This is a genomic window from Anaerococcus hydrogenalis (genome assembly GCF_002871895.1).
GTDB lineage: Bacteria > Bacillota > Clostridia > Tissierellales > Peptoniphilaceae > Anaerococcus > Anaerococcus hydrogenalis.
This window is the reverse complement of sequence record NZ_PNHP01000001.1, coordinates 484,713-503,084: the sequence shown is the minus strand read 5'-3', so window position 1 is coordinate 503,084 and position 18,372 is coordinate 484,713. Positions and strand designations below refer to the sequence as shown.

At 27.7% G+C, this 18,372-nt stretch carries 16 protein-coding genes; 14 read left to right on the top strand and 2 right to left on the bottom strand.

Going from position 1 to position 18,372, the window contains the following annotated elements; genetic code table 11:
* Window position 1: 1 nt before the first annotated feature.
* Genes alr through CJ192_RS02465 form a run of 3 tightly spaced genes read left to right on the top strand, consistent with a single transcriptional unit; the run spans window position 2 to window position 2,293 of the window.
* Entirely contained in the window at window positions 2-1,105 is a 1,104-nt protein-coding gene (gene alr, locus CJ192_RS02475) for an alanine racemase (protein WP_102197641.1), read from the top strand.
* Window positions 1,095-1,439, top strand: coding sequence for a type II toxin-antitoxin system PemK/MazF family toxin (locus CJ192_RS02470; protein WP_004816686.1), 345 nt, complete (start codon window positions 1,095-1,097; stop codon window positions 1,437-1,439). Before alr ends, CJ192_RS02470 begins: the two co-directional genes overlap by 11 nt.
* Window positions 1,439-2,293 (top strand): ComEC/Rec2 family competence protein, encoded by an 855-nt coding sequence (locus CJ192_RS02465; protein WP_102197640.1) that lies wholly within the window; start codon window positions 1,439-1,441, stop codon window positions 2,291-2,293. The genes CJ192_RS02470 and CJ192_RS02465 overlap by 1 nt, the downstream gene beginning before the upstream one ends.
* A gap of 41 nt (window positions 2,294-2,334) precedes the next feature.
* Here the strand turns inward: CJ192_RS02465 and murC are convergent, their stop codons facing one another.
* Window positions 2,335-3,726: a UDP-N-acetylmuramate--L-alanine ligase gene (murC, locus tag CJ192_RS02460; protein ID WP_102197639.1), complete on the bottom strand. Its 1,392-nt coding sequence runs from the start codon at window positions 3,724-3,726 to the stop codon at window positions 2,335-2,337.
* Between the two features lie 165 nt (window positions 3,727-3,891).
* On the opposite strand from murC, the gene rpiB reads away from it, so the two are divergent.
* From rpiB to CJ192_RS02410, 10 genes are all read left to right on the top strand, one after another.
* On the top strand, window positions 3,892-4,335 hold the full coding sequence (gene rpiB, locus CJ192_RS02455; RefSeq protein WP_102197638.1) for a ribose 5-phosphate isomerase B: 444 nt from the start codon (window positions 3,892-3,894) through the stop codon (window positions 4,333-4,335).
* Window positions 4,335-6,329, top strand: coding sequence for a transketolase (tkt, locus tag CJ192_RS02450; RefSeq protein WP_102197637.1), 1,995 nt, complete (start codon window positions 4,335-4,337; stop codon window positions 6,327-6,329). The genes rpiB and tkt overlap by 1 nt, the downstream gene beginning before the upstream one ends.
* Window positions 6,330-6,420: 91 nt before the next feature.
* The gene (gene deoD / locus CJ192_RS02445) at window positions 6,421-7,140 is read left to right on the top strand and encodes a purine-nucleoside phosphorylase (protein WP_102197636.1); all 720 of its coding nucleotides are present in this window, start codon (window positions 6,421-6,423) and stop codon (window positions 7,138-7,140) included.
* A gap of 9 nt (window positions 7,141-7,149) precedes the next feature.
* Entirely contained in the window at window positions 7,150-8,541 is a 1,392-nt protein-coding gene (gene glmU / locus CJ192_RS02440; protein ID WP_102197635.1) for a bifunctional UDP-N-acetylglucosamine diphosphorylase/glucosamine-1-phosphate N-acetyltransferase GlmU, read from the top strand.
* A 2-nt stretch (window positions 8,542-8,543) separates the two neighbouring features.
* On the top strand, window positions 8,544-9,527 hold the full coding sequence (locus CJ192_RS02435) for a ribose-phosphate diphosphokinase (protein ID WP_102197634.1): 984 nt from the start codon (window positions 8,544-8,546) through the stop codon (window positions 9,525-9,527).
* Between the two features lie 3 nt (window positions 9,528-9,530).
* Window positions 9,531-10,115 (top strand): aminoacyl-tRNA hydrolase, encoded by a 585-nt coding sequence (pth, locus tag CJ192_RS02430; protein WP_102197633.1) that lies wholly within the window; start codon window positions 9,531-9,533, stop codon window positions 10,113-10,115.
* Complete coding sequence (gene mfd / locus CJ192_RS02425) at window positions 10,108-13,599, top strand: transcription-repair coupling factor (protein WP_102197632.1); 3,492 nt, start codon at window positions 10,108-10,110, stop codon at window positions 13,597-13,599. Before pth ends, mfd begins: the two co-directional genes overlap by 8 nt.
* A complete protein-coding gene (locus tag CJ192_RS02420; RefSeq protein ID WP_102197631.1) occupies window positions 13,599-14,636 on the top strand; it encodes a peptidylprolyl isomerase in 1,038 nt (345 codons plus the stop codon). Before mfd ends, CJ192_RS02420 begins: the two co-directional genes overlap by 1 nt.
* Entirely contained in the window at window positions 14,581-15,501 is a 921-nt protein-coding gene (locus tag CJ192_RS02415; RefSeq protein ID WP_102197630.1) for a SurA N-terminal domain-containing protein, read from the top strand. The genes CJ192_RS02420 and CJ192_RS02415 overlap by 56 nt, the downstream gene beginning before the upstream one ends.
* A gap of 88 nt (window positions 15,502-15,589) precedes the next feature.
* Window positions 15,590-15,871, top strand: a complete 282-nt coding sequence (locus tag CJ192_RS02410) for an HU family DNA-binding protein (RefSeq protein WP_004813313.1) — start codon at window positions 15,590-15,592, stop codon at window positions 15,869-15,871.
* Between the two features lie 55 nt (window positions 15,872-15,926).
* On the opposite strand, the gene CJ192_RS02405 is transcribed toward CJ192_RS02410, so the two are convergent.
* The gene (locus tag CJ192_RS02405) at window positions 15,927-17,675 is read right to left on the bottom strand and encodes an Rqc2 family fibronectin-binding protein (RefSeq protein ID WP_102197629.1); all 1,749 of its coding nucleotides are present in this window, start codon (window positions 17,673-17,675) and stop codon (window positions 15,927-15,929) included.
* Between the two features lie 100 nt (window positions 17,676-17,775).
* Between CJ192_RS02405 and gmk the strand changes: the two genes are divergently transcribed.
* On the top strand, window positions 17,776-18,372 hold the full coding sequence (gmk, locus tag CJ192_RS02400) for a guanylate kinase (protein ID WP_004813319.1): 597 nt from the start codon (window positions 17,776-17,778) through the stop codon (window positions 18,370-18,372).

Below are 18,372 nucleotides of genomic sequence, written 5' to 3'. Positions count from 1 at the left end.
AATGCAAGAAAATTATTTGTTAGTAGATTTAGATAAAATATTAAATAATATTAAATTAATAAAAGAAAAATCGATAAATTCAAAAATTTGTGCAGTTTTAAAGGCAGATGGATATGGTCTAGGCGCTTTAGAAATTGCCAAATACATTAATGATCAAATAGATTACATAGCGGTAGCTCAATTTAAAGAGGCAAAATATTTAAGAGAAAATGGGATAGATAAACCAATATTGATTCTTGGATATTTGCCTATAGATAAATACAAGGAATGTTCTAGCCTTAATATAGACGTTGGAATATATGACTTAGATTATGCAAGAAAAATAAATGAAAGCATACTTGATCCAATAAATTGCCATATACTTCTAGATACTGGTCATACTAGACTAGGCTTTAGAGATTTTGAAATAGAGAAAATAAAAGAATTAAAAAAATTAAAAAAGCTGAATTTTATAGGAGCATTTTCTCATTTTGCCACTGCAGATGAAAAAGATTTAACATACACTAAAATTCAATACCAAAAATTTACATACATAATAGAAAAAATAAAAGATGATTTTGATTTAAAGTTAGTGCATATATCAAATACAGCAGCTTCTATGGAGTATAATTTAAAATCCGATTTACTAAGACTTGGTATTGGCATATATGGAATTTATCCTTCGGATTATATAAGAGAAATATCGAAGATAAAATTATGTCAAGCTTTTGAATTTAAAGCTCAAATTTCTTTTATAAAAGATGTTAGAAAGGGCACAAGCATATCTTATGGTAGAACTTATATTGCTCCAAAAGATATAAAAGTTGCAACTGTTTCTATTGGTTATGCTGATGGTTTTAAAAGATCATTTTCCAATATAGGAGAAGTTTTGGTTAATGGAAAAATAGCAAAAGTTGTGGGAAGAGTTTGTATGGATCAGATAATGGTAGATGTAAGTGGAATAGATTGTAAAATTGGTGATTATATTACCTTATATCCTGATATCTATAAAGAAGCAAATAAAATACATACTATAGCTTATGAGTTGATGACATCAATTTCAAATAGAGTTCCTAGAATTTATAAGGCTAACAATAAAATTATAGGAGATAGAAATGAAAGTTAAAAGAGGAGATTTATTTTATGCTGACCTTTCTCCAGTTGTAGGAAGTGAGCAAGGAGGTGTTAGGCCTGTTATTGTTGTTCAAAATGATATGGGAAACAAATACTCTCCTACTATTATTGTAGTTCCAGTAACTAGTCAACTAAAAAAATCTAAATTGCCGACTCACGTTACCTTAAGTGGAAATAAATTTGGTCTTCCTAAAAATAGCGTGGCATTATTAGAACAATTAAGAACAATTGATAAAAGAAGACTTAGGGATAAAATAGGATCTTTTGATAAGTCCATAATGTTAAAAATAGATGCAGCCATAGCTATTTCTGTAGGGATAGAGTGATGAGAGCAAAAATAAAAAATATTCTAATTATATTTCTATCACTTATATTTATATTTCTTTTAATAAATACTAAAGAGGATAAAGGGCATAAAAATTTACAAGAACTAGAAATTAATTACATAGACGTAGGTCAGGGAAATGCAGTTTTAATAAAATCAAATGATAAGACTCTTTTAATAGATGGGGGGAACAGATCAAATAGTTCATATTATTATAATTTTATAAAAAATAAAAATGTAAAGAAAATTGACTATATGATAGCTAGCCATTATGACGAAGATCATATTGCAGGCCTAATATCAATTCTTGAAAATTATGAAGTTTCAAATGTTTTGTGCCCTAATTATAAAAAAGATACAAAAATATATAAGTCTTTTAAAAAAAGTTTGAAAAAATCTAATGCTAATATAGTTTATCCCAAAAAAGGAGATGAATTTAATATTTCAGATGCTAATATACAAATATTATGGCCAAATGAATATAAAAAAGGCGTAGATAATGATAATTCTATTGTTGTAAAGTTAAGATATGGTAATATGTCTTTCTTATTTCCAGCAGATGCTAGCACAAATGTTGAAGATCAATTAATATATAGTGGATTTAACCTAAAAAGTGATGTGCTAATGCTAGGCCATCACGGTAGTAAATACTCAACTTCTAAGCAATTTTTAAAAGAAGTTGACCCTAAGTTAGCAGTTATTTCTGTAGGAAAAAATAATAGATATGGCCACCCATCAAGTAGAGTTTTAAAAATTTTAAATGATAAAAATATTAAAATTCTTAGAACAGATAAGGATGGAGATATAAGTATAAAATGTGATGGTAAAAAAATTAAAATAACTACAAAAAAATAAAACAAAAAATAGCAAGATAATTATTTTATCTTGCTATTTTTTTATTCAGAAATACCAGCTATCATTTTAGCTAAATGATCTGAATCTCCACTACCTGTTACAATAACTTGATCATTTTCTTTTATATCTGAAAGTACATATTCTTTAACTTGGTCAAAAGTTGGAAGATATTTTGCACTTTTTCCTTTTTTTACTAAGGCATCAACAATGTCTTTACTTGATATTGATGTATCAAAAGGTTCTCTAGCTGCAAAAATATCAGTAATGATTACCTCATCAGCATCATCAAAACAATTTACAAATTCATTAAATAACCTTTTTGTTCTTGTATAAGTGTGTGGCTGCCAAACGCATATTAATCTACCCTTGGTATGTTCTGCTAAGGCACTTAAATTTACTTGAATCTCTGAAGGGTGATGACCATAATCTAATATAATTTTGCAACCATCAATATTTCCTAATAACTGCATTCTTCTTTCAAGTCCTTTGTAAGATTGAATGCTATTTTTTATTGTTTCAATATCAACTCCACTTTCTAAGGTAGAAATTATTGCAGCACACGCATTATTAATATTATGTCTACCTAAGATGGATAGTTCAAAATGCACAGTACTTCCGTCTTTCATTATTAAATCAAATCTAGGTTTTCCATCCTCATCAAAAGTAATGTTAGTCGCATTATAATCAGCATCTGGATTTTCTTGACCATAAGTAATCAATTCTCCTTGAACAGAATCAATAACTAGCTTATTATTTTCTTCATTTAAATTTAAAATAGTTTTAGAATTTTCATCTTGATTTTTTAAATAACTTTTAAAAGTTTCAATAATATCATTTAAATCCTTATAATAATCAAGGTGGTCTTCATCTATATTTAAAATAATTCCTATAGAAGGATAATAGTATCTAATATTTCCTTTGTATTCACAAGCCTCGGTTACAAGAATTTCTTCATTACCAACATGAACATTTCCTTCAATCTCATCTAAGTCTCCTCCTAATAAAATTGTAGGATTTTTTGTTGAATTCATAAGAATTTTTGAAATCATACTTGTTGTTGTACTTTTTCCATGAGAGCCTGAAACAGCAATAGAGTTTTTGTAATTTTTCATTAAGCCGCCCAAAAATACTCCTCTAGTTACAACAGGAACTCCAAGGGATCTTGCCGCAATTAATTCTTCATTATTATCAGAGATAGCATCGGTATAGATTACCAAATCTGGGTTTTTAATATTTTCTTTTTTTTGACCAATTACATAATCTATACCATTTTTATCCAAGTGTCTACTTGTTTCAGAAACAGATAAATCAGATCCTGTGACATTATAACCATTGTTTTTTAATAAGATTGCAATACCACTCATTGATATTCCACCAATTCCTATCATGTGTATATTTTTATATTTATGATCATTTATATTAAATTCAAACATTGATTCTCCTTTTTAAAATAAGCTTATATCATTAAAATATTATACCATAATTAAAGTTTGATAACCATTTATAAATTAATTTAAAATTTAGAAAATTTCATAAATTGACACAGAAGTTATAAAATGATAATCTTTATTTATAAACAATAATTAGAGAGGTTATTAATGAAATATATAATAGGTAATGATCATGGTGGAATTGATCTTGTTGATAGCGTTGAAGAAAAGCTTTTAGAGCTTGGTCATGAAGTAGAAAAAATTGGAACATACACAGAGGATTCTTGTGATTATCCAGATTTTGCCAAAGAAGCTTGTGAAAAAGTTTTAGCAAATCAAGCTGATTTTGCTATTTTAATTTGTGGAACAGGAATTGGAATGAGCCTTGCTGCGAATAAATTTAAGGGAATAAGAGCAGCTTGTGTATCTGATGTATTTTCAGCAAAAATGTCTAGAGCCCACAATAATTGTAATGTTTTATGTTTTGGATCTAGGGTTATAGGATCTGAAGTAGCTAAAATGATTGTGGAAGTTTTTGCAAATACAAAGTTTGAAGGCGGAAGACACAGCAATAGAGTAGAAAAAATTACAGAAATAGAGGAGAAAAATTAATGTTTAATGAAATAGATAAAAAGGCAGTAAATGCCCTTAGATGCTTATCAATAGCACAAATTGAAAAAGCAAATAGTGGACACCCAGGTCTTCCTATGGGAGTAAGTCCTATGGCCTATGTTTTATGGAATAAGGTAATGAATGTAAATCCTAAAAAAAGCGATTGGCATAATAGAGATAGGTTTGTTCTATCTGCAGGTCACGGTTCTTCTATGCTATACTCCCTATTACACTTATCTGGATATGATTTGAGTATTGAAGATTTAAAAAAATTCAGACAAATTGGATCAAAAACTCCAGGCCATCCTGAAAGAAAACATACTGACGGCATTGAAGTAACAACAGGACCTTTAGGGCAAGGAGTTGCAAATGCAGTAGGTTTTGCAATAGCTGAAAAACACCTTGCTTCATTATATAACAAGAAAGATTTTAATATTGTAGACCATTACACATATGCAATTTGTGGTGATGGAGATCTTATGGAAGGTATTTCATATGAAGCTATGTCACTTGCTGGTCACTTAAATTTAAATAAATTAATTATCCTACATGACTCAAATGATATTTGTCTTGACGGAAATTTAAATACATCATTTTCTGAAAATATTGAACAAAGAGTTAAAGCTCAAAATTGGAATTATATAAAAGTTTCTGATGGGAATGATTTAGAAGAAATTTATAAAGCGATAGAAACAGCAAAAAAGAACAAAAAAGGACCAACTTTTATTGAAGTAAAAACAATTATAGGATTTGGATCTAAAAACCAAGGAACAAATAAGGTTCATGGTGCTCCAATAGGTCAAGAGGATTTTGTAGAGGCAAAAAAAGCATACAATTGGCAAGATGAAGATTTCCATATTTCAGATGATGTTTACGATATTTTCAAAGAAAATATAATCAAAAATGGAGAAAAAGCCTATTCTGATTGGGAAAATTTATTAAATGAATATAAAGAAAAATATCCAGAAGATTATAAAGAGTATATAAATGGATTTGAAAGGAAATTGCCAGAAAATTGGTTAGACCAAGTTAAAAAATATTCTCCAGAAGATGATAGTTTAGCTACACGTGCATCTGGTGGAGAAATAATTCAAGACCTTGCTAAAGTTACTAAAAATTTCTGGGGTGGAAGTGCTGATTTATTCTCATCAAATAAGACAGATATAAAAGATAGTGAAAGATTTTCTGATAAAAATCCTGAAGGAAGAAATATTTGGTATGGAGTTAGAGAGTTTGCAATGAGTGTTATTGCAAATGGTATTGTAGCTCACGGTGGTACATTCCATCATGTATCAACATTTTTTGTATTCTCTGATTATTTGAAGGCAGGCCTTAGAATTTCTGCTCTTTCACATATACCTGTAACATATGTATTAACACATGATTCAGTTGCAGTTGGAGAAGATGGACCAACACATCAACCAATAGAACAATTAGCTATGATTAGATCCATTCCAAATACAATTATGCTAAGGCCAGCAGATGCTAATGAGGTTAGACTTGCTTGGAAAATTGCATTAGAAAGCAAAGATTCACCAGTTGTTATTGCACTTACACGTCAAAATGTTAAAAATCTTGAAGCTACTAAAGATTTAGAAGATATTTCTAAAGGAGCATATATAATCTCTGATTCTGATAAAGAAACTCCAGATGGTATCTTAATAGCAACAGGTAGCGAGGTAGAATTAGCTTTAGAAACAAAAGAAGAATTGAAAAAATCCAATATAGATGTAAGAGTTGTATCTATGCCATCAATGGAATTATTTAGAAATCAAGATAATGATTACAAACAAAAAGTTCTACCAAAAGAAGTTGAAAACAGAGTTTCTATTGAAATGGCTACTTCATTTGGATGGAGTGAATTTACTGGAGATAAGGGTTTAAATATTTCAATTGATAGGTTTGGAATATCTGGTAACTTTAAAGATGTAAAGAAAGAATTAGGTTTTACAAAAGAAGAAATTTCTAAAAAATATATACAAAAATTTAATTAATTTTAAAGGCGAGTTTTAACTTGCCTTTTTATTTTTAAAAAATTTTAAAAAGTGATATCATATTATTAGAAATATTTAATAAGGAGTGATTATGACAATACCAACACCACATATTTCAGCAAAAAGTAAAGATGAAATAGCGAATACTGTTTTGATGCCAGGAGATCCTCTTAGAGCTAAATATATAGCAGAAAATTTTCTAGGAGATGTAAAACAATTTACACAAACTAGGGGTATGTACGGATATACTGGATATTATAAAGGAAAAAGAGTTTCAGTTATGGGAAGTGGAATGGGAATTCCATCATCAATGATATATTTCAATGAATTATTTAATTTCTATGATGTTGATACAATAATAAGAATTGGAAGTGCTGGAAGTATGCAAGAAAATATTAAATTACACGATATAGTTCTTGCAACTAGTGCATGTAGTGAATCTTCAATTAATGATAATTTATTTGGCAATATTCATTTTTCACCTACACCTGATTTTAATCTACTATTAGAGGCTTACAAAAAAAGTCAAGATTTAGGATATACTACTCATTGTGGTCAAGTACATTCTTCAGACCAATTTTATAATGATATGGATCAAAAAGTATTTGAAAACTTACAAAAATATGGAGTCTTATGTGTAGAAATGGAATCATATGGTCTTTTTACTGTAGCAAGAAAATATGGAAAGAAGGCTTTGGGAGTATTTACAATTTCTGATTCCTTAGTTTCTAATGAGTCAGATAGTGCAGAAAATAGGCAAAGTGCTTATACACAAATGATGACACTTGCTTTAGAAGTTGCACCAGAATAAGGAGTATAAATGTTAAAAAATATAATACTTGCAGCTGGAGAAGGTACTAGAATGAAATCTAATACCTCTAAAGTTATGACTAAAATTTTAAATAGGGAGCTTATAACTTATATAGTTGATGCTTGCTCATTTGAAAATTCTAAAACAATCATTATAGGTGGAAAAAACAAGAAATTACTAGAAGAAAAATATCCTAACCTTGAAATAAAGGAACAAAAAATAGGGGATGATTTTCCTTATGGTACAGCTTATGCTGTTAGTATGGCGGTTGATTTAATTAATGAAAATGATGATTGTCTTATTTTAAATGGTGATATTCCACTTATAACAAAAAAGTCTTTAGAGGATTTTATAAATTTTCATAAAGAAAATAATAATAATCTTACTGTTATGTCTACAAAAATTGATAATCCAACTGGATATGGAAGAATTATTAGAAAAAATAATAAATTCCAAAAAATTGTAGAAGAAAAAGATGCAAGTATAGATGAGAAAAAAGTTAATGAAATCAATGTTGGCATCTATGCTTTTAAAGGAAAAGATTTAAAAGAATCCTTGAAAAAAATAGATACAAATAATAATTCTAATGAATATTACCTAACAGATTGTATTGAGATTTTGAACAATGAAGGCAAAAAAGTTGAATCTTTTGTAGCTGATAATCCTGATCAATTTTATGGTATTAATAATAAAAAAGAATTAGCTAATGCTGCTAAATTATTAAGAGAAAGAATTAACGATTATCATATGCTAAATGGTGTAATTATCGAAAATCCTAGTATAGTAAATATTGAAAAAGGTGTAAAGATTGGAAAAGATACAATAATCTCAGGACCTTGTAAAATTTTAGGAGATACAGAGATTGGAGAAAATTGTATTATAGAGGGATCTACAAGAATCGAAGATTCTATAATCAAAGATAATGTTAAAATCGATAATTCTGTAATTGAAAAATCTTTTGTTGATCAAGGAACTGACATAGGACCATTTTCACATTTAAGACCTAAGGCTAAATTAGGAAAAAATGTTCATATTGGAAACTTTGTTGAAGTGAAAAATGCCAATGTTGATGATGGTACAAAAGCTGGGCATCTTGCATATATTGGAGATTGTGATCTCGGAAAAGATATAAATATAGGATGTGGAGTAATTTTTGTAAATTATGATGGTAAATTTAAACATAGGTCAAAAATAGAAGATAGTGCATTTATAGGATCTAATTCTAATATAGTAGCACCAGTTCATGTAAAAAAAGAAGGGTATATTGCTGCAGGATCAACTATCACTAAAGATGTTGATGAAGGTGTACTTTCAATAGAAAGAGCAGAGCAAAAAAATATACCTGGATACGTTGAAAAAAAGAAAAAAAGAGATTTAGAAAAATTAAAGGAGCAAAAATAAAAATGAGTGAATCTACAAGTTCAGCACATATTAATAGGGGAGAAATGATATTATTTGCAGGAAATTCAAATCCAGATTTAGCAAAAGCAGTTGCTAAATCCTTAGGTCTTGAATTAGGTAAAGTTGAAGTCAAAAAATTTGCTGATAGCGAAATAAATATAAAAATAAATGAAGCTGTTAGAGGTAAGGATGTCTATATAATTCAACCAACTTCTTATCCTACAAATGATAATCTTATGGAATTACTTATAATGACAGATGCTTGTAGAAGAGCTTCTGCAAAATATGTCAATGTTATAGTTCCTTATTATGGATATGCAAGACAAGATAGAAAAACAAGAGGAAGAGAACCAATTAGTGCAAAACTTGTGGCTAATTTAATTACAGTATCTGGGGCTGATAGAGTAATAACAATGGATCTTCACGCTGGACAAATCCAAGGATATTTTGATATACCAGTAGATCATTTTTCAGCTGTTAAATTACTATCTTCTCATTTTAAAGAAGCCTATAACAATCCAGATGAGTATGTTGTTGTAAGTCCTGATTTAGGAGGGGTTACAAGAGCAAGAAACTTTGCAGATTCTTTAAAATTAACAATAGCAATAATTGAAAAAAGACGTCCAAGACCAAATGTATCAGAAGTAATGAATGTTATTGGGGACTTTGAAGGTAAACACTGCATATTAGTAGATGACATGATTGATACCGCTGGAACTATATGTAATGCTGCAAATTATTTAAAAGATCATGGTGCTAAAGATGTATCGATAGCTGCAACTCATGGAGTATTAAGTGGGGATGCATGTAAAAAATTAGAAAATGCATGCGTAAAAGAAGTTGTAATTACAGATACCATTAAAATTCCTGAAAATAAAAAAATTGGAAAAATAAAACAAATGTCAATAGCTCCTTTATTAGCTGAGGCTATACACAGAATAAATACGAACGAATCAATCAGTGGTTTGTTTGATGACGAGATATAGGATATGTATTATATTGTAGGCTTGGGCAATCCTGGAATGCAGTATGAGAATACAAGACATAACGCTGGCTTTATAAGTATAGATTATTTAGCTAGAAAATATAATATTGATGTAAGAAAAATTAAATTTAAATCTTTAATTGGCCAGGGAGTAATTTCTGGCCATAAAGTTATGCTTGTAAAGCCTCAAACTTATATGAACAATTCAGGTGAAGCCATAAGAGAAATATTTAATTATTTTGATTTTGACCACGATAAATTAATTGTTATATATGACGATATAGACATAGACTTTGGCTCAATTAGGATAAGAAAAAAAGGTTCAGCTGGTACTCATAATGGAATGAAATCAATTATTTATAATCTTCAATTTGATGATTTTCCTAGAATAAAAGTTGCTGTTGGCAAAAAGCCAGAGTATATGGATTTAGCAAATTTTGTTCTAAGTGGATTTTCAAAAAAAGAAGCAAAAATAATAGAAGAGGAAGTTATGCTTTTAAGTGATGCCATTGAAATGATTCTTGAAGAAGGCATTGATAAAACAATGAGTATATATAATGCAAAAAGGTTAGTTGAAGATAATGACTAATCTTTTGAAAGAAATTTATAACATCAGCCAGGTTAGGGAAATAATAGATAATTATACTAAAATTTCACCTGTCTTTTTACATGGATTAACTGATCAAAGTAAAGCGCATATATTTTCTACAATTTTTAAATACACAAATAAAACTATAGTTATTATTTGTGAAAATGAAAAAAAAGCACAAGTAATGTGTGAGGATATTAATTCTATAGTAGAAGATAAGTGTATGTATTTTCCTTCAACAGAAATAAATTACTATAACATTAAAAACCTAGAAAATAATAATCAGATTTTACGACTTGAAGTGTTAATTAGAATTATAGGAAATGATAATTTTATAATTACGACAAGTTTAGATGCACTAAGAAATAAACTAACACCCAAAAAAATATTTGAAGAGAAGTCTTTTAAAATAGATATAGATAATGAAATTGATATTAAAGAAATTAAAAATTCTTTCATAGAGTTAAACTATGATTTTACAAAATTAGTTGAATCTAAGGGAGAATTTTCTATAAGAGGGTCAATAATTGATTTTTGGCCAATAGAATATGAAAATCCGATTAGAATAGAATTATTTGATACAGAAATTGACTCTATTAGATTTTTTGATAAAGATAGTCAAAGATCTTTAGAAAATATTGATGAGATTTTGGTAAGACCAACTAAGGAGCTTATTTATGAAAAATCTGATTATGAAAAATCAATTAAATTAATTGATAAAGATATAGATAGTTTGTCAGATAATCTAGGAATGTCTAAGTTAAAGGACAAGTATAGTCAAATTGTATCTTACTTAAAGGACAATTTATATATATCTAATGATGATTTAATAAGTCCCTATAGAGCTGATAATTTTGATGATTTTTTTGATTATATAAAGAAAGATTCTATTTTTGTATTTGAAGATTTAAATAGGTCTATTGATAATTTTAATGACATTATGGATAAGTTTAATCTAGATTTAGCAAATCAGATGGACAATGGAGAGGTTTTTTCTACTTTTAAAAACATTAAAATTAATATAGATGAAATTTATAAAAATATTAAATCTTATCCCATTATAAATTCATCAAGCCTATTGAAAAATAATGATTTTATTAGGGCAAAGAAAATTATTGAATTAAAATCCATAGAACAAGAAAATTTTAATAGGAACATAAGTAATTTTGTAGATAATATAAAAACTCTTATAAAAAATAATGAGAAAGCATATATATTTGCATCAGACAAAAAATCTTTAGAAAATATTAAAGAAATTTTTGATGAAAATGAAATAGTTAATTATAGCTTGGATTTTGAAATTGAAGATGATAAAAATAATGTATATTTAAGCGATAAGAGTCTTTCTAGAGGATATATATTTACTAATTACAAGATAAATACCTATACACATAGGGATATTTTTGGAAAAGAAAAACATAAAAACAAGAAAAGAAAAAATAAAGCCCTAGATGCTAGAGATATAATTAATTATTCTGATATAGAAATAGGCGATTATGTTGTTCATGAAAATAATGGCATTGGCATCTACAAGGGAATTAGCCAGATTGAGGTCAATAATACTAAAAAGGATTATTTTGTAATAGAATATCAAGGTAATGATAAGGTATTTGTACCTGTTGACCAAATGGATTTGGTTAGTAAATATATTGGGAATAAGGGTGATAAACCTAAAATTTCATCTTTAGGTAGTAATCAATGGAAAAAGGCTAAGCAAAGGGCCAAAAAAGCTGTTGATGAGATAGCCGATGATTTGGTTGAATTATATGCTAAAAGATCTAAAGCAAGAGGCCATGCTTTTGCAAAAGATACACCTTGGCAAAAGGAATTTGAAGATTCTTTTATTTATGAAGAAACTGATAGTCAATTAAGGTCTATAGATGAAATAAAAAATGATATGGAAGATATTAAACCCATGGATAGGTTACTTTGTGGGGATGTAGGTTATGGTAAAACAGAAGTCGCCTTGAGAGCTGCCTTTAAAGCTGTCATGGATGGATACCAAGTTTGTTTTTTAGTTCCTACCACTATACTTGCCCGTCAACATTTTAAAACTATGCAAGAAAGGTTTAAAGACTTTCCTATAGATTGTGCTATGTTATCAAGATTTGTAAGTAAAAAAGATCAAGAAAAATATATTCACAATTTAAAATCGGAAAAAATTGATATTATAGTTGGTACTCATAGATTACTGTCAGAGGATATTAAATTTAAAAAATTAGGTCTTTTAATTATTGATGAAGAGCAAAGATTTGGAGTTAGGCACAAAGATAAATTAAAAAAATTAAAAGAAAATATAGATGTTTTAACCTTATCTGCAACTCCAATCCCAAGAACTTTGCAAATGTCACTTACAGGAATTAGGGATATGTCAACTTTGGATGAACCTCCAGAAAGAAGACAACCTGTAAATACTTACGTTTTGGAGTATGATTTTTCTATTATAAAAAGGGCTATTGAAAAAGAGCTTGATAGGGATGGTCAGGTTTATTTTGTATACAATAGGGTTTATAATATTGATAAACTTTATAATCATTTAAAATTATTAGTTCCAGATGCAAAAATAGAGATAGCTCATGGACAAATGTCTGCGAAAAGTCTAGAAAAAATTATGGAAGATTTTGTTAGTGGTGAAATTGATATTTTGCTTGCAACTACGATAATAGAAACAGGAATGGATATACAAAATGTAAACACAATTATAGTTTATGATTCTGACATGATGGGACTAAGTCAACTTTATCAATTAAAAGGTAGAATAGGCCGATCATCCAGATCCTCTTACGCATATTTTACATATGCTAAAGGAAAAGTTTTGACTGAAATAGGTGAGAAGAGACTTAAATCTATTAAAGATTTTTCTGACTTTGGTAGTGGATATAAAATTGCTATGAGAGATTTAGAGCTTAGGGGTGCTGGAAATATATTAGGTGAAAGTCAAAGTGGTCAAGTTGAGGCCATTGGATATGATTTATATGTAAAATTTTTGCAACAAGCTATTGATAAGGCTAGTGGAAAAGATATTGACTCAATTAAATTTAATGATGTTTATATAGATATAAAAATTGATGCATTTATACCAGAATCTTATATCGAAGATCCTAGCCAAAAAATTCAAATGTATAAGAGAATATCAAGTATTGAAGATTTGGAAGATTATAGTTTATTAGTTGAAGATTTAATTGATAGGTATGGGGATATTCCGGTAATGGTTGATAATATTATGTATGTATCATTAATTAAATCTATGGCTGATAAATTGGGATTTGATCAAATACGAGAAGTTAATGGCGAGATAAGAATTTCATTTAATGATAGAAATAAGTTTTCTTTTGAAGAATTATCTCAAATAAATGAAGATTATAAAGGTGAATTAGCCTTTGATTTATCGGAGAATCCTGCCTTTAAGTTGCCTAATAAGAATACAAAATTGATAGATTGCTACGAATTATTAAAAGTTATTAAAAATATTAAGGAGAAATAATGAATAAAAAAATTATAGCCTTAGTTTTAGCTACAAGCTTTTTGTTTAGTGCTTGTGCTAACGATAATGCTAAGGATAAAAATGACAAGGGATCAAATGAAACTCAAACATCAGAATCTGCTAAGAAAGAAGATTTACCTAAAGATGCAGTTGCAGTTGTTGGTGGAGAAAAGATTTCTAAAGAATCTTATAAAGATGAAATGAGTTTTTATTCTGCTATGCTTGCTAGCCAACAACAATTAAAACCTTCTATTGTTCAAATGCTTATTCAAGATAAGCTTATAGCAGATGATATGAAAAAAAATGACGTAAAAGTTGATGATAAAGAGCTAAATGATAAATTTTTACAATATATTCAACAATTTGGTGGTCAAGAAAAATTTGATAAAATGCTTGAAGATTATAATATGAGCAGTGATAAATTTAAGGAAACTATAAAAAAAGATCAGATTTATCAAAAACATAGAGAATGGTTTGAAAAGAAAAACCCAGTAAGCGATAAAGATATTAAGAAATATTATGATGAGCATAAGGATACTTTATCTCAAGTAAAAGCTAGCCATATCTTAGTTGAAGATGAAAATACAGCTAAAGAAGTTAAGAAAAAATTAGATGATGGAGAAGACTTTGCAAAACTTGCAAAAGAATATTCAAAGGATACAGCTAATTCTGCTAAAGGTGGGGATTTAGGATACTTCACTAAAGATAAAATGGTAAAAGAATTTGCTGATAAAGCCTTTTCTATGAAAAAAGGTGAGATTTCAGATCCTGTAAAAACATCATATGGCTATCATATAATTAAGGTTGAAGATAAAAAAGATAATCCTGATGCGTTAAAAGAAGAAATTTCAAAAGCTTTAAACGATAAAAAATATGCTGATTACTTAACAGATTTATTTAATAAAGCCAATGTAGTTACAGAAGATGGTCCTCAAAAGAAAGATGCAAAAAAAGACGCAAAAACATCTGATTTAAATAAAGATGAAAAGAATACAGAAAGTTCTAATACAAAAGAAAACAATAATAGCAATAATTAGTCTGTTTTGTTTAATCTTAGGATCTTGTTCATCTAAAATTGATAAAAAAAATAATGTAGCTTATGTTGATGGACAGGCAATTTCAAAAAATCTTTATGAGAAAGAGTTAAGTTATTATCAAAAATTTTATTTAAAAAAATACGGTAATAACTATCTTGATAAGAAGACTAAAAATGGCCTTACTAATTATGAAAGATTAGAATCTGAACTTTTAGACTCTTTAGTTCAAGATCAAATAATGATAAATGATTTAAGAAAGAATAAGGTTAAGATAACCAAAAATGATAGCTTGGAAGTAATAGAAGATTTGTCAAAAAAATCTATGTCCAAAGATTCACTAATTGAAAATGTGAAATCATTTGGGGCTGATGAAGATGAGTTTGATGAAATATCATACATGGATTCAATTAGAAAAAAGCATATGGATTATTACTTTTCTAATGATGATACTAAGGACTCTGAAATAGTTGATTATTTTAAAGAAAATAAATATTTACAGAAAAAATATAAGTATGATTGTTTAATTTTTGATAACGAATCAGAGGCAATAAAAATAAGAGCCAATATAAAAAACTCACAAGATTTTAAAAAATATCTAAATTCTAAAGTTAGAAATTATGATATATACAGGTCAGACTTTGTTTATAATGATGATTTTTTATTAAAAGAATCATCATTAAAAAAAGCTGATCAAATTAGCAAAATTTTTAAATATAAAGATTCATACATAATTTCGATGATAAATTCTGTTAATCAAAATGAAAATGATTTGTTAATTGACGCAAAGAAAATTTATTTAAAAAATGAATATGATAAATATTTAAAAAATCTTATAAAAAACTCAAATATCAAGCTTTTTATTTGATTTTTGCTTGAAATATATAAATTTTATATGTATAATCTAACTTAGAGTTAAGCAGAATAAGATTAAGATTGATTTATAAGGAGGATATATGAATAAATCAGAATTATTAGTTAATATCTCAGAAAAAAGTGGACTTAAAAAAGTTGAAGCTGAAAGAGCTTTAAATGCATTTATTGAAACAGTAACAGAATCTCTACAAAAAGAAGAAAAAGTTCAACTTGTTGGATTTGGAACATTTGAAACAAGAGACAGAAAAGCTAGAGAAGGAAGAAATCCTAGAAAACCTGATGAAGTTATTAAAATACCAGCATCAAAAGCTCCAGTATTTAAAGCAGGTAAAACTCTAAAAGAAGCTGTTAATAATAAATAATTATTTACTTATAAATTTGAAAAGCCCAGCTAATTAGCTGGGCTTTTTTGATGTCTTATTTTATTTTTTTGTATAGTTTATCTGGATTTTCATCCATATCAACAGTAATGGTATTAAAGTTTTCATAATAAACCATACCAAGCTTTGCACCTTTTGCTTTATTTACATTTTTTTTCTCTGTATAATCAACATCTACCTTTAAAGAATTTGCTTGGGAAGAGTTAATTGCTGCAAGATAAGATGCAGCTTTTATATCATTTTCATTTAATTCGTTAGTTTTTAAAATAACGTGACTTCCTGGTGCATTTCTTACATGGAAGAAATAATCATTTTTTCCTGCTAATTTTAAAGTTATATAATCATTTTGCCTAGAATTTTTTCCTACAAAAATATCACTATCATCTATAGTTTTAAATTGCATAGGCTTAGATTTTGTTTTCTTATTATTTTTATTCTTACTTGTTCTTTTTATTATTTTATTTTCGATTAACTCATCTCTTATTTCATCTAAATCTTTAATGCTTTCACTTCTTTCTACAAAATCTGACATTTGATTTAGATAGTCTAAGTATTCATTTTGTTTAGGTAGGTCAATTTTTGCAAAGTCGATAGAATTTTTTATCTTTTTATATCTTTTATAATAACTATCTACATTTTCCCAAGGATTTTTTCTATCATCTAAGCTTATCTTTATATTTCTATTGTCATCATAGAAATTACTCAAATTTATTTCTTTATCACCCTTTTTTATTTTATTTATATTTGCTGCTAATATATCACCTTTTTTCCTATAGGAGTCCATAGATTTTTCTTTTGATATATTTTTATTTAAGATTTGAATTTTCTTTTTTACTGATTTTTTTTGACCATTTATTTTTCTTTCTATATTATTTTTTATCTGTCTTAGCCTATCGTTTGACCTATTAAATTCATAGAAATTCTCTATAGCTTGGCTTAAAGACTTACACTTAGTTTCTTCAAATGCTAAAGATTTTAATTCAAAAGAATAAAACTCCTTATATTTTCTATTGTCTTTATAAAGGCAAGGATTATAGGAATTATTAATTAAGTCATCTCTTAACTTATAAAGATTTTCATTTAAAAGTCTTTTTTCATCTTCGCTTACAAGTCCCCAGTTTATTCTAGGATCAATGTTTGATCTAAATAATAATTCTTTTGCTATAGTAGGGGAAAATCCAAGATAGTTTTCGTAGAAAATTTTTTGCGGTATTTGGCTATCAGGTAAATTTTTATCTAGACTTAAGATATCTTTTGAAAAATCTTTGTCTAAAATATTTATCTTATCACTTTCGATAAATTTGTACTCAAGTCCGGGAAGAATCTCTCTAACTGATGACATTTTAAAATTCACCCTTTTAATTGAGTCTATTATTTTATATTTATCATCAGTTAAAATTATATTTGAATACTTTCCCATTATTTCAACAATTAATTTATTTGAAACATCAAATCCCATTTCATCAACTGAAGAAATTTTAAAAACAATTACCCTATCTAATTTATACTGATCTATACCTATAATTTTGCTTTGGCTTAGATGTTTTCTTAAAACCATGCAAAAATTCGGTGGTACTTCAGGATTTTCATATTTCTTTTCTGTTATATGAACTCTTGCCTCATTATTATTAGCACTTAGTAACAATTTATAAGTTTTACCAAAAGAATAAATATTTAATATAATATCATTCTTTGATGGCTGGCTTATTTTTTGAATTTTCGCACCCAATAATAATTTTTTTATCTCGAAAGTTACGGCTCTGGTTACTAAACCATCATAACTCATTTAATCACCTCTTTATTTTGTATATAAATCTATTATATCAGAAGAATATACTTGAACTAAATTTTTCCATAAAGTAAAATAGAACTAATAAGGAGGCGCGATGAAAAAAGGATTTTTATTAGTAATATCTGGTCCTTCCGGTGTAGGAAAGGGAACAGTATTGCATGACCTTATGAATACGCAAAAAAACTTAGTTTATTCGGTATCTGTTACGACTAGGAAACAAAGACCTGGTGAAATAGAAGGAGTAAGCTATTTTTTTAAGAGTCATGAAGAATTTGAAAAAATGATTGAAGAAGATAAATTTTTGGAGTTTGCAAAAGTACACGATAATTATTATGGAACTCCAAAAGAATTTGTTGAAGAAAAAATCAATGAAGGTAAGATAGTAATTTTGGAAATAGATGTTCAAGGAGCATTGAATGTTAAGAAAAATATTGACAATGGAGTATATATTTTTCTAGCGCCTCCTAGCCTTAGTGAGTTGAAAAATAGAATTGTCAATAGAGGAACTGAAACAGAAAGTGACATAAATTTGAGAATGTCAAATGCTAAAAAAGAATTATCTTATATTAAAAATTATGATTACTTGGTTGTAAACGATCATTTGAATTCAGCAATTAATTTGGTTAATGAGATAATAAATGCAGAAAAACATAGAGTTTTTAGAGAAAATATAAATTTTGATAAGGAGTAA

Excerpts from the sequence above, each read along its gene's own strand:
- glmU (WP_102197635.1), top strand. The coding sequence starts at position 7,150 with ATGTTAAAAAATATAATACTTGCAGCTGGAGAAGGTACTAGAATGAAA.
- gmk (WP_004813319.1), top strand. The coding sequence starts at position 17,776 with ATGAAAAAAGGATTTTTATTAGTAATATCTGGTCCTTCCGGTGTAGGA.
- rpiB (WP_102197638.1), top strand. The coding sequence starts at position 3,892 with ATGAAATATATAATAGGTAATGATCATGGTGGAATTGATCTTGTTGAT.
- CJ192_RS02470 (WP_004816686.1), top strand. The coding sequence starts at position 1,095 with ATGAAAGTTAAAAGAGGAGATTTATTTTATGCTGACCTTTCTCCAGTT.
- CJ192_RS02410 (WP_004813313.1), top strand. The coding sequence starts at position 15,590 with ATGAATAAATCAGAATTATTAGTTAATATCTCAGAAAAAAGTGGACTT.
- pth (WP_102197633.1), top strand. The coding sequence starts at position 9,531 with ATGTATTATATTGTAGGCTTGGGCAATCCTGGAATGCAGTATGAGAAT.
- alr (WP_102197641.1), top strand. The coding sequence starts at position 2 with ATGCAAGAAAATTATTTGTTAGTAGATTTAGATAAAATATTAAATAAT.
- murC (WP_102197639.1), bottom strand. The coding sequence starts at position 3,726 with ATGTTTGAATTTAATATAAATGATCATAAATATAAAAATATACACATG.
- CJ192_RS02465 (WP_102197640.1), top strand. The coding sequence starts at position 1,439 with ATGAGAGCAAAAATAAAAAATATTCTAATTATATTTCTATCACTTATA.
- tkt (WP_102197637.1), top strand. The coding sequence starts at position 4,335 with ATGTTTAATGAAATAGATAAAAAGGCAGTAAATGCCCTTAGATGCTTA.
- CJ192_RS02405 (WP_102197629.1), bottom strand. The coding sequence starts at position 17,675 with ATGAGTTATGATGGTTTAGTAACCAGAGCCGTAACTTTCGAGATAAAA.
- CJ192_RS02420 (WP_102197631.1), top strand. The coding sequence starts at position 13,599 with ATGAATAAAAAAATTATAGCCTTAGTTTTAGCTACAAGCTTTTTGTTT.
- mfd (WP_102197632.1), top strand. The coding sequence starts at position 10,108 with ATGACTAATCTTTTGAAAGAAATTTATAACATCAGCCAGGTTAGGGAA.
- CJ192_RS02435 (WP_102197634.1), top strand. The coding sequence starts at position 8,544 with ATGAGTGAATCTACAAGTTCAGCACATATTAATAGGGGAGAAATGATA.
- CJ192_RS02415 (WP_102197630.1), top strand. The coding sequence starts at position 14,581 with ATGAAAAGAATACAGAAAGTTCTAATACAAAAGAAAACAATAATAGCA.
- deoD (WP_102197636.1), top strand. The coding sequence starts at position 6,421 with ATGACAATACCAACACCACATATTTCAGCAAAAAGTAAAGATGAAATA.